This window comes from Vibrio jasicida CAIM 1864 = LMG 25398, from assembly GCF_000400365.1.
Classification (GTDB): Bacteria; Pseudomonadota; Gammaproteobacteria; order Enterobacterales; family Vibrionaceae; genus Vibrio; species Vibrio jasicida.
This window is the reverse complement of the sequence record NZ_BAOG01000010.1, coordinates 1-21,173: the sequence shown is the minus strand read 5'-3', so window position 1 is coordinate 21,173 and position 21,173 is coordinate 1. Positions and strand designations below refer to the sequence as shown.

The following is a 21,173-nucleotide window of genomic DNA, read 5'->3' as shown; positions in this document are numbered from 1 at the left end:
GCCCAATTCGCCCAGTTGTCATTAGGCATTGGGAAGTACTTCATTTCAAATCAGTAGTAATGGGGAATGCTCGATTTGGTTTGGAACCGCAGTGATGCCGCGTCTTGCTGAACCACTTACTTCAGAAAGTTGAGAGAAGCCATGAATGGCCCCAAGTAACGTTCCCTTCAGACTTCGACACCATAAGAGAGCATGAGCTTGTAGAGCTGTTCGCCTTCGTTATGTAGCGGATCAAACTCAGCGGTGATGAGCGTGTTTAGGGTAGTTCACCGAAGTCACTCCTTAAAAGGTTAAGATCCTGTTTGGTTGTGGTTCTGAATTTTCCGTGTGTGTATAAATCGAAACCAGAAAGAAGCATCTTGGCGGTAATACCACACAGTCGGGCCCGTTTTCTGCGTCGCTTTGTGAGAGGCCTTAGGAGCTAAAATTGGGTGGATAATTTGTTGGCTCGGCAACCAATGTCGCAAGCACTTGAGCCTAAGCGTTGTCGCTAACGCCAATTGGCCTAAAGCGCAGCACGACTTGTTTGGTATCGCCACCATATTTATGGTCATCTTCTTTCATGCCAAGCCCCGCCTGATAAATATCATCATGTGCCCTAGGATAGGTATGTTCAGGTGCCGCTGATATTTAATGCAGATAACAATTGCATTGGAAAGAAGGGCGGCTTGTAAATTTTAACTTCAATGCTATTCCTCACATCTAGGCATTTGCTACGCAATGTTGGCTCTCGCCTGCTAAAACATTAGCGCCAATATAACCCGCGCGACGTTCGGCGACGGCTTGTTTTTAAAGGCTGGGCTTACGATTTGTTTGGAATGCGTCGACTAGCTCTTTGATGCCACCGTTAGAGCGCAGAAAAATAAAGAATGGAAGAAGAAGAACAAAAAAAGCCTTGCTACTAGGTGAGCAAGGCTTAGAAAATTTGGTTTAGAAAGGGTTATTAACCTTCTAGTTCAGCAAAGTAGTCAAAGATAACTGGAACGTCGTTTTGACCAAGGCCTTGGTCTACTGCTGCTTGTAGGCTCTTAGAAGTACCTTCAGCAATAAGAGACTCAGTACCTAGGTCTTTAACCATTTCTAGGAAGTAACCTAGATCTTTGTTTGCGTTTGCGATTGAGAAACCTAGCTTCTCTTCGCCGTCTACAGCGTAGAACTTACAGAACTGCATAAATGGTGAGTTTGATGGGCCAGCAGACATGATGTCGAATAGCTGTTGGCCATCAACGCCAGCACGCTTAGCAACAGCGAACGCCTGAGACATAGTTGCTACTGTTGTCATGCCCATGAAGTTGTTCACGAGCTTAGTTACGTGACCAGAACCTAAAGCACCAAGGTGGAATACGTTTTCGCCTTGTTCATCAAGCACTGGCTTAACTTTGTTGAACGTTTCGATGTCGCCAGCAGCCATGATGTTTAGTAGACCATCTTTCGCGTGAGCTGGAGTACGGCCAAGAGGCGCATCAATCATGCCTGCGCCTTTCGCAGCAAGATCAGCACCGATCTTACGAGTCGAAGCAGGGATAGAAGTACCGAAGTCGATCAGAGTCGCGCCTTCTTTGATACCCGCTAGAATACCTTCTTCACCGTAAACGATCTTTTCTACAACTTCAGAAGTCGTTAGACACAGCATTACGATGTCACTTGCTTCAGCAAGTTCTTTAGGTGTGTTTGCCGCTTTAGCACCGCGAGCAACACAAGCTGCCACAGCGTCTTTATTCAAATCCATTACGTTTAATTCGTAACCACGGTTTTGTAGGTTCTCAACCATGTTTCCACCCATCAGACCAAGGCCGATGAAACCAATGACAGGTTTTGTCATATTAGACTCCAAATATCGTATTGTATGATTATATGTCTTTATCTTAAGTCCTCAGTTGGATTTTGCAATCGGAAAATGCAATGAATAAGGTTTTATCGATGTTTTTTGGCAAAAGTGAGAGGTTGGTTTGGCTATTGGCTCGACTTCTCTTGGTTTCTGGCGGGTTTTAGTGTCTCAAGTAATAAGTGTATCTATGCCAAATATAACCAAGAGATTCGCTTTAACTACGCAAATGTTTGTTCAGTGAATAATGTCAATTGTATTACAATTTATCTAGGGGAGAGGAAGGAATCAGTGACAGTTAGGATGAAAAAATAAGAGCTGAGGTCATCAGCTCTTTTGGAAGATAATGGATAAAAGCGCGCTCTTTATAAGTCGAAGCGATCGTTGTTCATCACTTTCACCCAAGCTGCGACAAAGTCTTGGACAAATTTCTCTTTGTTGTCGTCCTGAGCGTAAACTTCAGCGTAAGAGCGTAGTACCGAGTTAGAGCCGAATACTAAGTCGACACGTGACGCAGTCCATTTAGTTTGACCAGAAGCGCGTTCGCGGATTTCGTACTCGTTATCACCGGTTGGATGCCATGTGTAGCTCATATCAGTGAGGTTAACGAAGAAATCGTTGGTCAGTGCGCCGACGTTATCGGTGAAGACACCTTGGCTTGTACCACCATAATTGGTGCCAAGAACACGCATACCACCAATGAGCACCGTCATCTCGATAGCGGTCAGTTGCATCAATTGGCTTCTTTCCAGTAAGAGCTCTTCAGCCGTTACGATGTAATCGGATTTCAGCCAGTTGCGGAAGCCATCGTGAATTGGTTCAAGCACATCGAACGAATCGGCATCGGTCATTGCGTCTGTCGCATCCCCACGTCCTTGACTAAATGGCACGGAGATATTCATACCCGCGTTAGATGCTGCTTTCTCAATACCTACACCACCCGCGAGCACAATCAAATCCGCCATACTAATTGGCGAGTTGTGTGTGGTGCGAATATCGTCGAGTACGCTCAACACTTTCTGCAATCTTTCTGGCTCGTTACCCACCCAATCTTTTTGCGGAGCAAGACGAAGTCGTGCGCCATTGGCACCACCGCGACGGTCAGAACCACGGTAAGTACGAGCGCTGTCCCATGCGGTAGAAACTAGCTCAGCAATGCTCAATTCGCTATTGAGAATCGCCATCTTGAGCGCGTCGATGTTCTCTTCAGATAGATGGTAAGAAACAGGTGGCACGGGATCTTGCCAAATTAAATCCTCTGCTGGCACATCAGGGCCGAGGTAACGAGATTTAGGGCCTAGATCGCGGTGAGTCAGCTTAAACCAAGCGCGAGCGAAACAATCTTCGAAGTACTTAGGATCATCACGGAAACGCTCTGCAATCTTGCGGTATTCCGGATCAAACTTAAGCGCCATATCCGCATCGGTCATCATAGGATTACGGCGGATGCTTGGGTCTTCCACATCCACTGGCATGTCTTCTTCTTTGATGTTCACCGGCTCCCACTGAGCAGCACCCGCAGGGCTCTTAGTAACCCACCAGTCGTAAGTAAACAACAAGTGGAAGTAGCCGTTATCCCATTTGGTTGGGTTAGTGGTCCACGCACCTTCCACACCACTGGTGACGGTATCACGTCCTATGCCGCGAGAGGTTTTGTTCAGCCAACCAAAGCCTTGGTCTTCGATTTCTGCGCCTTCGGGTTCAGGGCCGAGTAGGGAAGCATCGCCATTACCGTGTGCTTTACCCACAGTGTGACCACCCGCGGTGAGCGCTACGGTTTCTTCATCGTTCATTGCCATGCGCGCAAAGGTGACTCGCATATCGTGTGCGGTTTTGATTGGGTCAGGTTTGCCATCGACCCCTTCAGGGTTTACGTAAATCAAACCCATCATTACCGCTGCAAGCGGGTTTTCTAGATCGCGTTCACCAGAGTAACGATTGTTCTCGCCGCCACTTGGTTGCAACCACTCTTTTTCTGCGCCCCAGTAGATGTCTTTTTCAGGATGCCAAATGTCTTCACGACCGCCAGCAAAACCAAACGTTTTAAAGCCCATGGATTCATAAGCCATGTTACCAGCAAGAATCATCAAATCGGCCCAAGACAATTTGTTGCCGTATTTTCTTTTGATTGGCCAAAGTAGACGACGTGCTTTGTCTAGGTTGCCGTTATCTGGCCAACTGTTGAGTGGAGCAAAACGTTGATTACCTCGGCTGGCACCACCACGACCATCTGCAATTCTATAAGTACCCGCAGAGTGCCACGCCATACGAATCATCAAGCCACCGTAATGACCCCAGTCCGCTGGCCACCAATCTTGGCTGTCGGTCATCAGATCTTTTAGGTCTTTTTTCACTTCCTCTAAATCGAGAGAGTTAAAAGCATCGGCATAGTTAAAATCCGCGCCCATCGGGTCGGTTTTTTGGTCATGTTGATGAAGAATGTCGAGGTTGAGGGTTTTCGGCCACCAATTGAATTCAGCTGCCTGTTGGTTGGTATTCGCTCCATGCATGACAGGACATTTGGAGTGATTGTTTTTGTCGCTCATCTCTTGCTCCCTAACTGGGGTTAGTGTTCCCAAAGTTTAGTTACAGGTTGCGTATTTCGCCCTTGCGGTTTTACGTTATATTTCGGGATTTTGTCCAAAAGATGATCAGTGTCATTCTTATCTAATTTAACAGTATTTAATGCCAAATAAGTGCAGCTCGTATCTATTAAAAATCGAAATAATGGGTTTCTAACCGAAGACGCTAAACTACGTTATTTTTAATAGACACGTCTCTGTAAACCTTGTCGGCTTTCATTGAACTTGTTCTAACGTCATCACACTTCTTGGACTAAGTGGTTTAAGTTTTCGCCAAAAATCGTAACGCTGTGTGCAACAGAGTGAACCGAAGATTGTTTGGCGTATCGATTCACCGGAAAGGATTTATCACTGTTCAACTTAGTATCAGAGCGGAGCAATCAGCGTTGCTCTACGTGCTCTAAAGTCGAGAAGTAAAGGATGAGAAGCAAACAGAATAAAGCGGTATTGTGTGCGTTTGTATCGGGTAGCCTATTTGGCGCTGCACTGGTCATCGCCATGTATATCCAGATTTGATGCCGTGCTGGCAAGCCGTACCAAAACTGAAAAATCAAATTGTACAAGGAGTAGGGTTGTTTTTAGCTCTGCTCCTTGTTAGTTTTAAAAGTATGAAAACGACATTCACACCTTCATCAAACTTCTTCTGGTGGCGCTCTAATTAGAGCGGCGCGGAATCTTTACATTCTTACGCTGCTGGACGGTAGCTAAGAGTGTCATGTCTTTTTATCTCCAGTAGCGATCTATTTTTATTCGGAGATAAGTTATGAACACCACACAAAACACTCAACAGCGCGAAATCATTCTCACTGGCGACCGAGCCACTGGCCCTCTGCATTTAGGTCATTACGTCGGCTCACTACAGCAGCGAGTTGCGCTACAAACTCAGCACGATCAAACCATTCTCGTTGCCGATATGCAGGGTCTAACCGACAATGCGCACAATCCTTCCAAGGTATCTTCCAATATCTTGAACGTCGTGGCGGATTACCTTGCCGTTGGCATCGACCCGATTCAAACCACCATCTGCTTACAGTCCCAAGTTCCGGCGCTGGCTGAGCTGACCATGTACTACAGCAACTTGGTTTCTATCGCACGTTTGGAGCGTAATCCGACGGTGAAAAACGAAATCCAAAGCAAAGGGTTTGAGCGTTCCATTCCGGCTGGATTTTTGACTTACCCAATCTCTCAAGCGGCTGACATTACCGGCTTTCACGCGACACTTGTTCCCGTTGGTGATGACCAATTGCCAATGCTAGAGCAAACCAATGAAATCGTGAGAAAGATAAACCATCTTGGCGGGAAAACCATTTTGAAAGAGTGTCGTCCACTACTCAGTGACGCGCCGCGATTGCCAAGCACAGATGGCAAAAACAAAATGTCGAAAAGCATGGGTAACGCAATCAATCTTGGAGCGACAGAGAAAGAGATCAGCGCAGCGGTGAAATCCATGTACACCGATCCAAACCACTTACGTATTGAAGACCCAGGCCAAGTGGAAGGTAACATCGTGTTCACTTACCTTGATGCGTTCCATACTGACAAAGCTTATGTGGAAGAGTTAAAAGCGAATTATCGCCGTGGCGGGCTGGGTGACGGAACAACCAAGAAAGTGTTGGAAGAGTGTCTGCAAGAGATGCTTCGTCCAATCCGAGAAAAACGCGCCATGTTTTTAGATGACAAAGCACAACTGATCGAAATCCTTAAACAAGGCAGCCAACGTTCACGTGAGAAAACCGAGCAAGTGCTATTTGATGTGAAAGGTGTGTTTGGCTTGAACCTGTTCTGAAGTTACGATCGAAATCCGGCTTGGCTCAAGGAGTTCAATTTGAATTCAACGGATTGGCATTTCTGATATAGGCACGATCTATTGTAGTGAGCAGTGCCTTTTTATGCTCTCAGTTTTCCTTTAAACTTATTGATAATAATTATCATTACGTTATGTTTGTGGTCTCAAATACACTTATTGTTGCGGAGACCAACATGGAACACTCGGATATTACTCAACTGCTTATTCCAAAGAGTGATTGGGCATCGCCTGATCTTTTTCTTTATGAAGGGGAAGACAAACTTCGTCTGAGCTTAGAAGGCGCAATTCAATACAGTGGATTGAACAGCATTGGTGGCGTGATTCTAGGCTTTAGGATGATCCAATACGCGGTGCAACTGGCGGCGGGTGATCAGTCTTTGCAACGAGATGGCATCAGTATTTATACCGCGTTCCCTGGTCGTGGTGCTCAAGATGCCTTTGAATACACATGCCGCGCACTACGTGATAAACGCTATTGCTGCGATACCACATTGCACCACCCAGCAGCGCAAACCGGGCAACGCGGTCAGTTCCTATTTACGATTCGTTTGAATGAACAATCTATGGTGATGACACCAGCGAACGGACTACCAAGAAAAAGCTACTTTGAAGCTGACCGACATTCGCAAGACAGCCGAGAAGCAGCATTGAAATGGCGTGATGAGAAGATCAACTTCGCTAACACGCTGCTTAGCTTACCTCCGGAAGAGTGCTTACGAGTGTTGTAACTCTTGAGTTCTTAACGGAACGAATTACAGAAGGTCACTTTAAGTGAGCGACCTTCTTGTATCAAGCATTCGCGGGAACCAGATTCCTAGTCGCGCCTAGCCTTGCTGGAATGACACGGTTTAAGTTTTGAGTTAGTGGAGGACGTATTTGTTGTCGATGACCACGCACTCACACATTGTCATTGCCTAGAGCGAAGAATGAGCGAGTAGGGAATCTCTCACCTCCAATTGCTCAGACAAACGAGCCGTTAGCCAGCGAAGAACTCGCGACGAAAATCCGCCACCTCTTGTTGGTAATAACGTTGCCACTCCGAGTCCGACAAACCTGCATGGCTGGTGGCTCTTTGAGTTGCCAGTTTGGATTCAAGCTGCTGCAACTCACTCTGATAATCGCGCACTTGCTGCTTTTGCTCTGCGACTTGTTGTTCGCGAGCGTGTATCTCTTCACTCTCTTGTTCAGAAAGGTAAGTTTGTTGAAGCTCTTCAATCAAAGCCTCGCGCTCGGTTTGGCTGACGCTATCCGGAATTAACGCCACCGCACGCTCGTACTTTGCTTGGTCGCTGGCTAATCCCAACGTTTCTTCATTACCTTGCCACTCTTGAACTAAATCCTCAAAGGCTTGCGCGTAGTCTTGAGCAGGAGTCGAATTCAACTGCTCTGCCTGCAAACTAAAATCGTAAAGAGCAAATTCATCAGCAAAAATGACTTCGGCCAGCTCACCCCATATCTTTCTTGCTTCCGCTTTGAGAAGAGCAACACGAGAGGCGAGCGGTTGCTGCTCATCAAACAACAAACCACCCACTCTTTGTTGCCACAAACTATTGAGCTGATGGTAGTTCGCCAGTAAAGCAAACCGCTCACCCGACATATAGCTTTCCAGTTCGGCCAGCTTAGATTCGCAGTTATGGTCAGACATACACGTGTGCCAGAAGGTCTCTATCTCGGCTTTTAATGCACGACCTTTGGCGTCATTCAAACGTCCAGCAATCGCTTTAATTGGAGAAGGGGTATCTTTGGCTTTCGGTACGACTTTTTTACTGGCAGCTTGATTTACTGATGAAGAAGAATGACCACTGGTATCTTGTTCAGCACGGCGTTCAATCACAGAAGAAAACGGCAACAAGCTTTCACGCTTATCACCCGCCATTGAGAACCAAATCGTGCCCGCCACAACGGCGGACACAGTAACTAACGCAATACGCTTCATGGTTTGATCACAGCGCTAACAGGGAAGTGATCCGACAGATTGTAATGCTTCCACAAACTCTCTGCGGTAGAGCGCGGAACGTCGACACGGTTATCGTTAAACGACTTCACGCCATACTCATTGCTCACCATCACGTAGTCGAGGTACTCCACATTCTCGCCACCAGATATAGCCTCTCCGGCAAAGTTATTGATTCGAGGATCGAAAGTCGAAGCGGTATAACCAGAGTACTGGGGCTCTATCGCACTTAAGTTCGCAATCATCTGTTGATAGTCATCAGGGAACTTCAACTTATTCACATTGAAGTCGCCACTGTAAACCACAGTTTCACTCGTTAGGATATTCAAAGACTGAGCCATCGAACGCATCTGTTTAAATTGGCGTTGGCGATAGTCTCGTGCCGTGTCCGTATCAAAAGAGGCGGTATGCGTGGCAAACACATGGTAAGCCTGACCACCTTTGACTATCTCCGCATAATTCACGCCCTTGTCGGCAAAACAGTCGGTGCCGGTGCAATCAGGGAACACATATTGTGCCTGATTCACGATAGGGTAGCGGCTCACGATGATCACACCGCCGTCATAAATGTTGAAACCCTCTTTATCCAGCATTTTAGTCTGGTAAGGATATTCTTTTGCAAGTTCTCGTAAGAACGCATCACGACCATTGGCAAACACCTCTTGTAGTGCCAGTACGTCGTAACCTTTGACGTAATCAGGAATTAGCGCGTAACGATCGCCAATATGTGAAGCAATCGCAGGCAGAGCCCAGATGTTATAAGTCATCAGCTTCAGGTTTTGCTCATTATTATCCGTTGCTTCATCTACCTTGCTAGGGGTGATGGTGTAGTGCAAATCGTCGTACCGGGCTGTCTTGCTCGATTTGAATGCGAGCTCTGTATTGCGAATACCAAAAGATCCCGTATAAGAACGGTGGACGTTACGGTCATCTTTCAATGCTAAACCGACATCAGCAGCCGATAGGCCATATTCCATTGTCGAGTTATACCAATGGCCCTCCACCACTTGGTTGAGTGTGACACTCTCACCTTGTGGGTTAGACACCACGGTTTCAAAGCGATAGTTCTGGCCAGTTTTCACGCCTTCCCAGCGATTAAAGCTCAGTATCGATTTGGTTTCCCAAGGACCAAGTAATTGCACATGTTGCTGCCATTCTTCACCGTATTCCAGTAAATCGCTGCCTTCATGTTTTACCTGAATGGTTAACGGTTGGTCTGAGTTATTCGTAAGGTATACATCTGTGTCTGCCAAGCTCGGTAATGCGAGTAAGCCACTTAGCCCAACAATCCATTGTGTCAATTTCATCTGTCTGTCCATAAGTCGAATTAGAGTGATTATTCTTATTGATAATTATGACTAGCACGTTAAATATGGATGACAGAAAACCGCACGTCGGACTTTGATAATAAGTTGTGATCTTTGTTTTGTTTGAGATGCAATATTGACCATGTTGTTTACCCGGTGCTGTTCGCTATGTATATGAAAATAAACGATTGTCACCATAAAAACTTCTTGTGAAAAATGAGAAGGTTTCACGCATATAAACCTGATTGATTGTGATACCGTTAGCGTATGTATCAGTTGGAAATTCGTCACTTTTCTCGACACGTTTTCCCACTGAGTAGTACACATACAAGGGTTTACTATGAGAGTTTTTGGACACATACCCGATACCGAAGTCGGTGACATGTTCGAAAATCGAGCCGCGTTAGCCAAATCTGGCATCCATCCACCAACGCAGGCTGGTATCAGTGGCGGCGCTAAAGAAGGCGCTGACTCAATCGTACTTTCCGGTGGTTATGAAGACGACGAAGATTTTGGCAACGTCATCATCTATACCGGAGCTGGTGGTCGTGACGAAAACAGCAACAAACAAATTGCCGATCAAAAATTAGAACGCACCAACCTCGCTCTGGCTAGAAACAAGCTGGAGGAGTTACCCGTCCGCGTTACTCGAAGTCATAAACACCAAAGCCATTATTCTCCAACCAAAGGTTACCAATATGCGGGTTTATACCGCGTTGAAGACTATTGGTGCGAGCGTGGATTGTCTGGCTTCAAAGTATGGCGCTATAAACTTGTCCAAATTGATTCGGAACCTGCGGCAGAGGTGCAAGACACAACCAAAGCACGTTATGAGGTAACGTCCCGCCAAGCCGTTACGGTCAACAAGATCGTCCGAGACTACAAAAAGGCAAAGCAGGTAAAGGACTGGCATCAATACCAATGCCAAGTATGCGGTTTGGCCATTGATACTGGAGCAGGGTACTACGCAGAAGCTGCACACATTCAACCGCTGGGTGAGCCGCATCGTGGACCTGATGTGGTCGAAAATATCCTGTGCTTATGTCCAAATCATCACGTGATGTTTGATAACGGAGTGTTCTCAATTGCGGAGAATTTCAGTTTGATTGGCCTAGACGGACACTTAACGCTGAACAAGAAACACAAGATAGAACAGAAGTTTCTTCAGTATCACCGTGAGCATTATTTTAAGATTTAGATGCCGGCCATAGATGATGAAATTTTGTTAAAGTAACCAAGACAGAATTTGGAATGGAATCTTTGAATATGGAAATCACATGCCATTGCGGGAACATCGTTGTTCAAGCTGACGTACCGAAAGAGATAGCGTCATGTAATTGCTCTATCTGCCGTCGGTATGCAGCTTATTGGGCTTACTACTCGCCAGAGCAAGTATCAGTTCGTTACGTGAAAGAGCCTTCAGTCTTTTATATTTGGGGTGATAAAGAAGTCGAGTTTCATCGCTGCAACCTGTGTGGGTGTTTGACACACTACGTAACGACAGAGAAATGTGACGCTGATATCGTCGCCATAAACATGAGGATGGCAGAAGAGGAAGTCTTGAAAGATATCCCGCTGAGACGCATTGATGGTAAGCGCTACTAACCTAAAAGCCAGACACATGTCTGGCTTTTTTCTTTCTAATTAACAGACCTTATCTTTGATATTTCAATCAGTTGTGGAACGTTTTCGGAGAGAGATAATCTGCAAATTTGGTAATTGGTTTATAAATTAGAGTATAAATTCTATTTCCTGAACTGGCTTCATAAATTTTATGCAACTCAGTTCTCCGTATTGATTGTAAGGAATATAACAGCGCCCTCAAATATATAACTAATCAATGAGTGTCGTTATGTCTCATACCCGTCTATTCCCACGTCATCGCTTGGCGCTAGCTTGCATGCTTGCCAGTGTTTCCAGTTTCTCATTCGCACAAGAGCAGTGCGATATTCCTGATCTTCAACAGGCGTCTGATCTTGCTTTGGCTGTTTCTGAAGCGAGTCATCATTGCTATGGCGCTTGGTTCTCCGCACCTGCTGATTCACTGAACGATATCTACAGTGAAGCGAGCTTAAGCCGTATTCAAATCGCGTTAAACCAAGCCATTGCAAGTTACCGTGGTGAGGCAGAACAAGCGCGCAAACTCGAAAACCTTGGTGAGTTTGTCCGCGCGGCTTATTACGTTCGTTACAACGCGCAACAGCCGGATTTCTCTGAGACATTAGGCCAACGTTTTGCTCAATCGATTAATGCGTTCTTAGCGAATCCACACGCGCTAGACCAAGGACGCGAGCAAGTAGGAGCGATGAAAAGCCTGACGTTGATGGTCGACAATGTGAAGCAACTTCCTCTAACGATGGAAGCACAACTTGCGGCATTGCGTCACTTCAATCGCGAAACGGCGCAAGATACACAGTGGGTCGATGGGTTGAATAACCTTTTCCGTGCAATGGCTGGCCATGCTTCGCGAGATGATTTTTACCAATACATGGCAAGCCATACACAACACATCGATACGTTAGCAGCATTTGCTCGTGATAATGCTTGGGCATTGGATACGGATGCGAGCTTCTTGGTTTACAACGCCGTTCGCGAAACCGGACGTTTACTAGCCAGCCCAAACCAAGCAACCAAAGAGAAATCGTTGCGTGTGATGCAACAAGTGATGGAGCAAAACCCGCTTGGTAGTGAACACGATAAACTTTGGCTAGCCGCAGTCGAGATGATGAGCTACTTCGCGCCAGAAGGCTTAAATGGTCTGGATTTAGATCAAGCTAAGCGTGATTTAGCGGCCCGTGTGCTACCGAATCGTCATGAGTGTGATGGTCCGGCCATCATCCGTTCCCAAGATTTAACCCAAGCCCAATCTATTGAAGCTTGTGAGGTTTTAGCCGCAAAAGAGGCCGACTTCCACCAAGTGGCAAACACAGGGCATCAACCTGTGGCGGACGACAACAATGAGCGAGTAGAAGTCGCCGTGTTTGCGAACAACGGCAGCTACGTGGATTACTCGTCTTTCTTGTTTGGTAACACGACGGATAACGGCGGTCAGTATCTTGAGGGTAATCCGGCACAAGCAGGCAACGTAGCGCGCTTTGTCGCTTACCGCTATGACAATGGTGAGGCGCTTTCTATTCTCAATCTAGAGCATGAATACACTCATTACCTAGATGCACGATTCAACCAATATGGCTCATTCAGCGATAACTTGGCACATGGTTACATTGTTTGGTGGCTAGATGGCTTTGCTGAGTACATGCATTACAAGCAAGGTTACGACGCGGCGATTGGGCTGATTGCCGATGGCAAGATGAGCCTATCGGACGTGTTGGCAACCACTTACTCTCACGATACCAATCGAGTTTATCGTTGGGGCTACTTAGCAGTTCGCTTTATGTTGGAAGAGCATCCGCAAGAAGTGGATAGCTTACTGGCGCTTTCTCGTTCTGGTCAGTTTGCTGAGTGGGCAAAGCAAGTTCAATTGTTGGGTCAGCAATACAATGGTGAGTTTGACCGTTGGTTAGATTCAGTCTCTAGTGAACCACAGCAGCCTGATCCGAACCCAGACCCAAATCCGGGTGAGCCGACCGAGCCTTCTGATCAAGTAACGCAACTCGCAGCAAATCAGAGTGTGGTGCTCAGTGGCGCAGCATACAGCGAGCAATTGTTCTATGTGGATGTGCCAGAGAACACTACTCACTTTGACGTGGCGATTCATGGCAAAAGCCAAGGCGATGCCGATTTGTACATGAGCTTTGAGAAAGAAGCCCATTACTATGACTTTGAGTTCAGCCAATATGGCGATGGCAGCAACGAGTTAGTGACGTTTGAGCCGGAGCAATCGGGTTATATCAAGCTGGGTCGTTACTACATCAGCATTGCGGGTCGTTCGGACTTTAATGACGTGACATTACAGGCGTCATTAGTGACAGAAACCCCAACACCGCCAGCACAAGAGCAAGATGACTTAACCCCAGTGGTATTGGAATCTGGCCAAGCGCAAACCTTAACGGAGCACCAACAGCGTTACGCAGCGGTTTACGTTCCGCAAGGCGTGCAAGAGGTGCGAGTGTGGCTAACCGACATAAACGGTAATGCAGGCAATGGCAACGTTGATCTGTATGCGAGTAAAGCGTATTGGCCAACAGTAGGGCAACACGAATACGCATCAAACTACTGGGGAAGCAATGAATACCTGCAAATCCCAGTGACAGAAGAAGGCTATGTCCATTTCTCTTTAAATGCTGAGCAGCAAGGGGATGAGGTCGAGATGTTGGTTTACTTCTACTAACTCGCCGTACCGAAATCAAACCCTCATAAAACCAAAGCCGGACATCAGAGTCCGGCTTTTTGCTGTGTGTTAGTCGTTACGTAACCTTTTCTAGGTTGCGGCTTGGGGTTTGGCTTTCTTCTTCATCTTTAATGTTGAGTAAACCGAGAAGATCGCTAGCAACACGAAGGCAAGTGCGATTGGTCGTTCATATAAGAATGACCACGAGTTGTCGTACATGAGTAAGGCTTTGCGTAAGTTGGTTTCTGCCATAGGCCCTAGAATGATGGCCAACAGTATTGGTGAGGATGGAATGTCCATCTTGCCGAGGGCGAAGCCCAGTAAACCAAACGCGATAGCGATGCCGACATCAAACATGGAGTTGTTAATCGCATAAGCACCAACAACAGACAGGAAGATGATGATTGGAATCATCAGTATTTTCGGAACTTCGATGATGCGACAGAAGAAACGAATACCAAGTAAGCCAACCAACAGCATGACGATATTAGCGACCAACATCGAACTAAAGACGCCATAAACCACCTCAGGGCTTTGGCTAAACAACAGAGGCCCTGGCGTTAAACCTTGCACAATAAGTGCGCCCAACAAGACTGCCGCAACGGCATCACCCGGAACACCCAGTGTGAGCAAAGGTACTAATGAGCCACCGGTTACGCCGTTGTTGCCTGATTCAGCAGCAGCCAATCCATGAAGTGAACCCTTACCAAACTCTTCCGGTTTTTTCGCTGAACGTTTGGCTTCGTTGTAGCAAACAAAAGCCGAGACATCTGCACCAGCACCGGGTACAGAGCCAATCGCAGTGCCAATCAGGCCGCTTTTAGTGGCTGTAGGCAGGATCGTCTTAAGGTCTTTTTTGCTTAAGATTTTACGATCAAATGTTGGTACTTCTGCATGCTTTTCATTGATGATCTTCTCGATCTGATTAATGGCTTCTGACAAGGCAAACAAGCCAATAAGCACCGGAATAACATTGATGCCGCTATAAAGATCCATCATTCCAAATGTGAAGCGCGGAACGCTACTGATAGGGTCAAGACCGACCGTCGACACCAATAAACCAATGCTACCAGCCAACAAGCCTTTCAAAATGTTTTGAGAAGAAACGCTAACAATAATGGTTAGGCCAAACAGAGCGAGCGCAAAGTACTCGGGCGCGTTAAAGCGTAGTGCAAAGTTTGCCAAAAGCGGGGAGATGGCAATTAAGACAATCGTACTCAGTAGTCCGCCGACGAACGAGGCCACCGCAGAAATACTGAGCGCGCGAGCGGCTTGTCCTTTTGCTGCTAAGGTGTGTCCATCGAGTACCGTCGCGGCTGAAGCCGGAGTACCCGGTGTCTTTAATAGAATGGCGGCAATCGAGCCTCCGTAAATACCACCGATATAGACGCCAATAAGCATCACCAGTGCCGGTGTGGAATCCATACCAAAGGTAAAAGGCAATAGAATCGCCACGCCCATTGTAGCCGTCAGTCCGGGTAGTGCGCCCAAGATGATTCCACCGACAACACCGAAAATTAAGATGGGCAATACTTCTGGGCTAAATGCGGTTAGTAGGCCATTGAGTAAGTGTTCAAACATAGCCTCTCCTTAATAGTACAAGCCTTGGGGTAGAGCGATGTAAAACACCTCTCCAAATAGGTAATACACCCCAAATACAAAACACCAAGCAATAAGGTAATACAGCGGTTTTTTGACTTTGAAAAAGACCAAGTAAGCGGTGAACGCGATTAAGCTTGCGATCAAATAACCGACGATATGAATCAGCAGCGCATAAGTCACGAGAAAGCCGATGCCAAATATTGCCATTTTTGAAAACACGGGAACGGCAGGCTGTTGAACGGATGCTTTTAGCTTTCGTTGGACGATAAGAGCGATGCAAATGACGATTTGTGCAATTGCGATAGCACTAGGGAAGAATTGGGCGTTAACGCTGGCGTCTTGGTAGTGCGGTTCATCGAATTGGCTGATGAGCACAAGTACGATGCTGCTAATGACGATCATCAAAAGCGGGAAAAAGATCTCTCTATCCAGTTTTGATGACGGTTGGTTTTGAATGGGTTCTGTGGGCTGCGAGCCGCTTTGTTGTAGGCTGTTTTGACTCATGCTGATTCTCCTCAACACGAAGAGCATCGTGGTGATGCTCTTCGCTTAAAACATCACTTACTGAATTAGTTTTGCGAGTGCTTTGCTGTCTTCATCAACAAACTTGGTAAACGCTTCTGCATCCATGTTGTGAATCGACATTGCGCCTTTTTCCATAAACTCTTTGAACTCTGCCGATGCCATTGCTTCATCAAAGGCTTTACCCAGCGTTTCAATAACTTCATCTGGCGTGTTCTTTGGTGCGCCAATACCACGCCATGTACCAGTGACGACATCAACACCTTGCTCTTTTAATGTCGGAACATCGGCGATGTATTCAATGCGTTCGTCTGACATGACGCCCAATGCTTTTAATTGACCTGAACGCAACTGAGCAATGGCTTCTCCTGGCGTTACCATGGTGACGTCTGTGTGTTTACCAAGTACCGCGGGAATCGCTTCCGATGCACCGTTGTATGGAATGGCGTTAAGTTTGATTCCTTGGTTCTGCTCTAATGCCATCAGGTAGAAGTTTGGCGCCGCAGTCGAGGCAAACTTCACTTTACCTTCGCCTTTTTTCGCTTCGGCGATCAGGTCATTGATGGTGTTGAAAGGGCTGTCTTTATGAACCAGAACCACGGCAGGATCGAGGTTAACCATTCGAATCAGTTTAAAGTCGCTCGCATCATGTCGCATTAAACCCATTTGAGGGAGAGAAGCGATTTCACGAGTGACAACCGTAAGCGTGTACCCATCTGGACGCTGCTGCGCACCAAAACTCATGCCCACCGCGCCAGCGCCTCCAGTGCGGTTCATTACAGCGATGTTTTGTCCTAGTACATCTTTTGCGGAGTTAGCCAGAGTTCGACCGACGGCGTCTGTACCACCGCCTGCACCAAACGGAACAATAAGACGGATGTTTTTCGTTGGATAATCCGCGGCAATAGCCGTTGCAGAGGCCATGATGCCAGCGGCGACAAGTAGAGATTTAAGAAGCTTGTTCATAATAATCGACCTTTTGTTTCCGTTAGTTTTTGTATGCTTGTGTAGGGTGGTTTGTTTTATTGTTTTGATATTCGCTCATGCAGAGCTGCTCAAACGCGACGGCAATCCAGCCGCTTATGAGCATGTCATACCATTGCTCGACACCACTGCACGCAACGACGACGTCGCCATGTACAAATGAGCCGAAGAACAGCAAATCGTTTTCTTGTAGGGAAGACGTTTGGGTGGTTTGGTTATGAATATTAGGGCGGCCGTTGCGCCACGCTTGTTGTGCTTTGTTTCTTGCGAACTCATCAAATGGAATGGTCCATTCTTGTGGTTGTCCCAGAGATGTTTCATAGAGAACGGCATCAGTAAAAGACGCTTCCCACGGTTTGACTCTAGGATCCATCACCACGATATGAAGTTCTTTTCGATTGGTTCGTTCGAATAATCGTTCTATGGATGGCTTGACTAACTCGACAGCATCCATGGCAATTTCAACATGACTTTTCATCATTGATTCCTTTTGATGTTCTTACCTGAACTTGCAAAATAAATGATATTGTATGACAAGTGAGTGCGAAACGTACGAAACGATTAAATGATGGTCAGATCACTTGTGAATCAAGAGAATAGTGCGAGGGATCTAACTTTAATAAGGATATTGGTTATAAAAGTGAGGGCTGAATCAAGTTTTATAACTAAGACAATAAAGTGGCATTTGTCACGATAAATTTTACGTATAAACCGTTTTTTATTGTTGCTAATGCCATCACTAAGATGGGAAGTAGCGGAAGGGAGTTAACCTTCCGCTTGGCTTTATAGATCTAAGGGAACTCGTATCCTTCATGGCTGTTGGTGAGGTAGTAGAACGTTGCTTGTACGTAGTCTGTAGGGTCACCAGAGTTGTTTTGGTTGTAAACACCTGCCTTGAAGTACATGTACTGACCGCCAACATCGTAGCCACTCGTGCTCATGTCGACAGTTTCCGTCACGTCTTCATGGTCATCTCGCTGAATTGTCACGATCAACTGGTTCCCTTGAACTTCAATGCGATAGAAGAAGAGTTCATTAAGGGCGATACCATCAGAAGGTTCAGAGGCATCATCTGCAGAGCTGCCGATTAGGTTGATGAACTGCTCATCGTCTGGAGAAGCGTCTGCGTTAGGTTCATGTGCAAAGTACAATGAACCTTTGCTGTGACCGGGTAGTAAGCGATAGTAAAGTCGAATTGGCTCGTCATTATTGGCGTGGATCTGACCAACAATCACTCGGCCGATTTGGTTGCTATCGCCGGTTGTTGTCACCGCGTTGACCGCGAGAGTTGCTTCTAATACACCGTCAACGCCGCCTGATGCATCTTGGTCATCTGCTGGAGCGCTTGCAAATACCCAGTTATTCTTGGTAATACCTGTGGTGGAAATACTGGTATCGCCTCGGCGTAACATTTCGCGCATTTCAGAACGCGTGTATTTGGTATTACTTGATGTCGTTGCCCCTTCAACTGGAGAGATAAATACGAGGCCACCGTCGTCTCCCGTATAGAAGAATTCTGTGTTTTCGTAACCACTTGATAACTCATCTTCTTTTACTTCTTGTGCATCGCCAGAGGCGTTACCGTTATCGTCAACAGGTAAATCCAGTTTCCAATCAAGTAGATCAAAGTTATCGGAAGGTGGCACTGACGGGTCAAGGTCAAACATAGGTAAAGAAGTCGTCGGTGGATCAATGATGTCTGATGAGTTGAGTGCGAACAGGTCAACACGTCCTTCGGCACTATTGTATTCACCAAATATGGTGATCTCGGTTGAATCCTGCGAGTTAAAGATGACGGTTGTTTTCGCCCAATCGCTATTGGATGCAGATTGGCTATAGGTACTTCCACCAACGTCTACGCCAATGTTTGCATCACCCCGCACATAAGCACTAAGTGTATATTCGGTGTTGGCGACAACGGAAACGGTTTGCTCAAGGCGAGCTCCATCACCTTCGAATTTTGCTGATTTTACACCATCGTAAGCAACGCCAGATTCGGCGGTTGGGTCGAATTCCGTCCAGCCAGAAAAGCTCTCTTCAAAACTTGGGTTTATTAAATTCACTTGAGCGCTGTGCGAGGCAAATGTTGTTAGTAACAACGCACTACCGACAATATTCGTGAGTGTGATCTTCATATTGTTCTCCATGGTTAACGTCATTCTTCGTGACATACAAAGAAAGTAATATTGCTTGTATTTAAATAACACAAATATGCGTAGTGTTGACTATGTTAAGTATGAAGTGGAGGGGAAAAACACAAATATTGAAATTGAAATGGACGAAAAAGTGACCACTGCCAGTTGTTGACAATGTAACCAACTTTCTATGCTGCTCGGACTATGATTTTGCTTCTGAAATTGGATGTTTGAATAGTATGACGGTGATTGATTGGAGTGAGAGAACAACCTATATAATATGATTTATGTGATCGAGAGCGAATTTATACTCAATAGTAAAATTGGCAGAAAGGCGAAAAGTTCTTTATTGGGAAGAAGTGAATGTGTGTATTTATACTTCAGAGCGGTAAATTGTTTAAGTCGCTGGTGAGTAGCTTTTTGTCGTAAGTTCGTTTCATGTTTTGCTAATAAATGACTTTAGGCTGCAATAACGTTGTCATGTTTGGTCTATAAGTTGTGCGACTTGAAAGCCCAACAGCATGGCGGGCAACGCAAACTTTTAGATTGGAACCCCATGACACGAGCAGTAAATCAAACCGATGAAGCCATCATCAAATTGTTGCAGAGCCAAGGCCTTATTAAAAGCGAAGCTGAAGCGCGATTAAAGAAAGATGTGTACCGTTTACATCCGAGTGAAATCGAAAAAGTGAAAAATTACGCTCAACACTTTGGCATTAGTGCGAAAGAGAAATTGATTGATGAGATTTTAGATCTTCGACGTGAAGCGTTAATCAAGAAAATCTCCCGCCAAGAGACTGCTTTTTTTAAGTAAAGCGCCTTCAAACTATCAAAGACATTTGATCGCCCCTTAGTGTGTAAAAGTAAGTAAATAAGAGACATAAAGTGGGTGACTGGTTTGACACATATGGAAATGCGTTTTAGTTTTCGAACCAATCAATCTTTGTCATGAATGAGTATAGATAGCGGGATATGGATTCAATCACACAAGCTGCACTAGGAGCGACCGTCGCTGGCGCGATCGCAGGGAAGCGCTGCAACGCAAAGGTGCTATTAATGGGGGCTGCCCTCGGAACCTTGCCAGATCTGGATGTAATTCTGGACTATGGTGATGCCGTGCAAAACACAATTAAGCATCGTGGTTTTAGTCACTCTTTACTTGTTTTGCCTCCTTTCGCTTTGCTGATTTCTTGGCTCTATTGCCGCTGGCGACCAGATACGTTTTGGACACTTTCTCGTGTGTTCTTTTTAACCGTGAGCGTGTTCGTTACCCACACTTTGTTGGATGCAATGACAACGTATGGCACGCAGTTGATTTGGCCATTTGAGGGCTACTTTGAGCTGCGGAACGTGTTTATTATCGATCCGCTTTACACGCTGCCCTTATTGCTGGCGATTGGTGTGGCTCTGTTTTCCAAAACTCGCGGCGGACGCTGGTGTCAGAGCGTGGTGTTGATTTCGACGCTTTATCTTGGTTGGGGTTACGCATCGCAGCAAATGATCGCGTCTCGCGTGGAACAAAACTTGAGTGCGCAGAACTTACCTAATCAACAAGTACTGATCACCCCAACACCGTTCAATACCGTTTTGTGGCGCGTCGTCGTAATGAATGACGGCCAATACTATGAAGGTTTGGCGTCAGTCCTCGATGGTAGTGACCACATTGATTTTGTCTCGCATCCGCTTGGGAGTTGGCCATTGGAAGACAAGCCAGACACATTGAAAGGGCTTAAGGCTTTCTCTCACGACTACCTAAACTACCGTATTGAAGACGATGCGTTGATTGTGACTGACTTACGTTTGGGTATGTCCAACAACTTATCGTTCGAGTTTATCTTTGCGGAGAAGGGGAAAGATGGACAATGGCAGTTGTTGGAATCGACGGAGCGTTACCCAAGTGAACGTAGTTTGGATTTACTTGGCCAGCTTTGGGAAAGGCTGAAAGGTGACCAGAGTATTGATGCAAATTTACAACGTACTGAGTTGAGTGCGCATTCTTAGTTTGCGTGTATGAGATCCCCAACTCGCACGTGCCTCGCTCTTGAGGATGAAGATACGAGATTCTGGATTAGATACAGAAAAGCCGGACGTGATGAAGTGACCCCGTAAAGTTGGACATTTCTGTTAAGCGGCTTTCAAGGCCTGAGTTCGATACTCTATCGGA

The 21,173-nt window shown here is 46.2% G+C and carries 16 protein-coding genes and 1 pseudogene; 7 read left to right on the top strand and 10 right to left on the bottom strand.

The window, feature by feature from the left end:
• Positions 1-45: 45 nt before the first annotated feature.
• The 3 genes and pseudogenes from VJL_RS30530 to katG all read right to left on the bottom strand — a co-directional run bounded on the left by VJL_RS30530 (position 46) and on the right by katG (position 4,371).
• Positions 46-864 (bottom strand): annotated as a pseudogene (locus VJL_RS30530) (alpha/beta hydrolase fold domain-containing protein).
• Positions 865-943: 79 nt separating this feature from the next.
• Positions 944-1,834 (bottom strand): NAD(P)-dependent oxidoreductase, encoded by an 891-nt coding sequence (locus VJL_RS03185; RefSeq protein WP_258071118.1) that lies wholly within the window; start codon positions 1,832-1,834, stop codon positions 944-946.
• A 356-nt stretch (positions 1,835-2,190) separates the two neighbouring features.
• Positions 2,191-4,371 carry a catalase/peroxidase HPI gene (katG, locus tag VJL_RS03180; RefSeq protein WP_038875647.1) on the bottom strand — a complete coding sequence of 727 codons (2,181 nt, stop codon included), beginning with the start codon at positions 4,369-4,371 and terminating at the stop codon, positions 2,191-2,193.
• Between the two features lie 799 nt (positions 4,372-5,170).
• On the opposite strand from katG, the gene trpS reads away from it, so the two are divergent.
• Positions 5,171-6,193, top strand: coding sequence for a tryptophan--tRNA ligase (gene trpS, locus VJL_RS03175; RefSeq protein WP_038875645.1), 1,023 nt, complete (start codon positions 5,171-5,173; stop codon positions 6,191-6,193).
• A gap of 194 nt (positions 6,194-6,387) precedes the next feature.
• Positions 6,388-6,942, top strand: a complete 555-nt coding sequence (locus tag VJL_RS03170; RefSeq protein WP_020197005.1) for a hypothetical protein — start codon at positions 6,388-6,390, stop codon at positions 6,940-6,942.
• A gap of 248 nt (positions 6,943-7,190) precedes the next feature.
• Here VJL_RS03170 and VJL_RS03165 read toward each other — a convergent pair whose 3' ends face one another.
• Positions 7,191-8,150 carry a chromosome partitioning protein ParA gene (locus VJL_RS03165; protein WP_038875643.1) on the bottom strand — a complete coding sequence of 320 codons (960 nt, stop codon included), beginning with the start codon at positions 8,148-8,150 and terminating at the stop codon, positions 7,191-7,193.
• Positions 8,147-9,475 (bottom strand): sphingomyelin phosphodiesterase, encoded by a 1,329-nt coding sequence (locus VJL_RS03160; RefSeq protein ID WP_038875640.1) that lies wholly within the window; start codon positions 9,473-9,475, stop codon positions 8,147-8,149. The genes VJL_RS03165 and VJL_RS03160 overlap by 4 nt, the downstream gene beginning before the upstream one ends.
• A 340-nt stretch (positions 9,476-9,815) precedes the next feature.
• Here VJL_RS03160 and VJL_RS03155 point away from each other — a divergent pair, with 340 nt between their 5' ends.
• The 3 genes from VJL_RS03155 (at position 9,816) to VJL_RS03145 (ending at position 13,766) form a co-directional block, all read left to right on the top strand.
• Entirely contained in the window at positions 9,816-10,673 is an 858-nt protein-coding gene (locus VJL_RS03155) for a YDG/SRA domain-containing protein (RefSeq protein WP_050568805.1), read from the top strand.
• 68 nt (positions 10,674-10,741) lie between these two features.
• Entirely contained in the window at positions 10,742-11,080 is a 339-nt protein-coding gene (locus tag VJL_RS03150) for a GFA family protein (RefSeq protein WP_038875638.1), read from the top strand.
• 247 nt (positions 11,081-11,327) lie between these two features.
• On the top strand, positions 11,328-13,766 hold the full coding sequence (locus VJL_RS03145; protein WP_038875636.1) for a M9 family metallopeptidase: 2,439 nt from the start codon (positions 11,328-11,330) through the stop codon (positions 13,764-13,766).
• A 90-nt stretch (positions 13,767-13,856) separates the two neighbouring features.
• Here VJL_RS03145 and VJL_RS03140 read toward each other — a convergent pair whose 3' ends face one another.
• The 5 genes from VJL_RS03140 to VJL_RS03120 form a co-directional block, all read right to left on the bottom strand.
• Complete coding sequence (locus tag VJL_RS03140) at positions 13,857-15,347, bottom strand: tripartite tricarboxylate transporter permease (protein WP_038875634.1); 1,491 nt, start codon at positions 15,345-15,347, stop codon at positions 13,857-13,859.
• Between the two features lie 9 nt (positions 15,348-15,356).
• A complete protein-coding gene (locus tag VJL_RS03135) occupies positions 15,357-15,770 on the bottom strand; it encodes a tripartite tricarboxylate transporter TctB family protein (protein WP_038875790.1) in 414 nt (137 codons plus the stop codon).
• A gap of 159 nt (positions 15,771-15,929) precedes the next feature.
• Positions 15,930-16,856: a tripartite tricarboxylate transporter substrate binding protein gene (locus tag VJL_RS03130; RefSeq protein ID WP_038875632.1), complete on the bottom strand. Its 927-nt coding sequence runs from the start codon at positions 16,854-16,856 to the stop codon at positions 15,930-15,932.
• A gap of 22 nt (positions 16,857-16,878) precedes the next feature.
• Positions 16,879-17,352: a hypothetical protein gene (locus VJL_RS03125; protein ID WP_038867033.1), complete on the bottom strand. Its 474-nt coding sequence runs from the start codon at positions 17,350-17,352 to the stop codon at positions 16,879-16,881.
• 313 nt (positions 17,353-17,665) lie between these two features.
• Complete coding sequence (locus tag VJL_RS03120; protein ID WP_038867036.1) at positions 17,666-19,009, bottom strand: polysaccharide lyase family 7 protein; 1,344 nt, start codon at positions 19,007-19,009, stop codon at positions 17,666-17,668.
• Positions 19,010-19,565: 556 nt separating this feature from the next.
• On the opposite strand from VJL_RS03120, the gene VJL_RS03115 reads away from it, so the two are divergent.
• Together VJL_RS03115 and VJL_RS03110 are read left to right on the top strand one after the other, a co-directional pair.
• Positions 19,566-19,823 carry a hypothetical protein gene (locus VJL_RS03115; protein WP_038867037.1) on the top strand — a complete coding sequence of 86 codons (258 nt, stop codon included), beginning with the start codon at positions 19,566-19,568 and terminating at the stop codon, positions 19,821-19,823.
• Positions 19,824-19,981: 158 nt separating this feature from the next.
• The gene (locus VJL_RS03110; protein WP_038875629.1) at positions 19,982-21,010 is read left to right on the top strand and encodes a metal-dependent hydrolase; all 1,029 of its coding nucleotides are present in this window, start codon (positions 19,982-19,984) and stop codon (positions 21,008-21,010) included.
• The last annotated feature ends 163 nt before the right edge of the window (positions 21,011-21,173 follow it).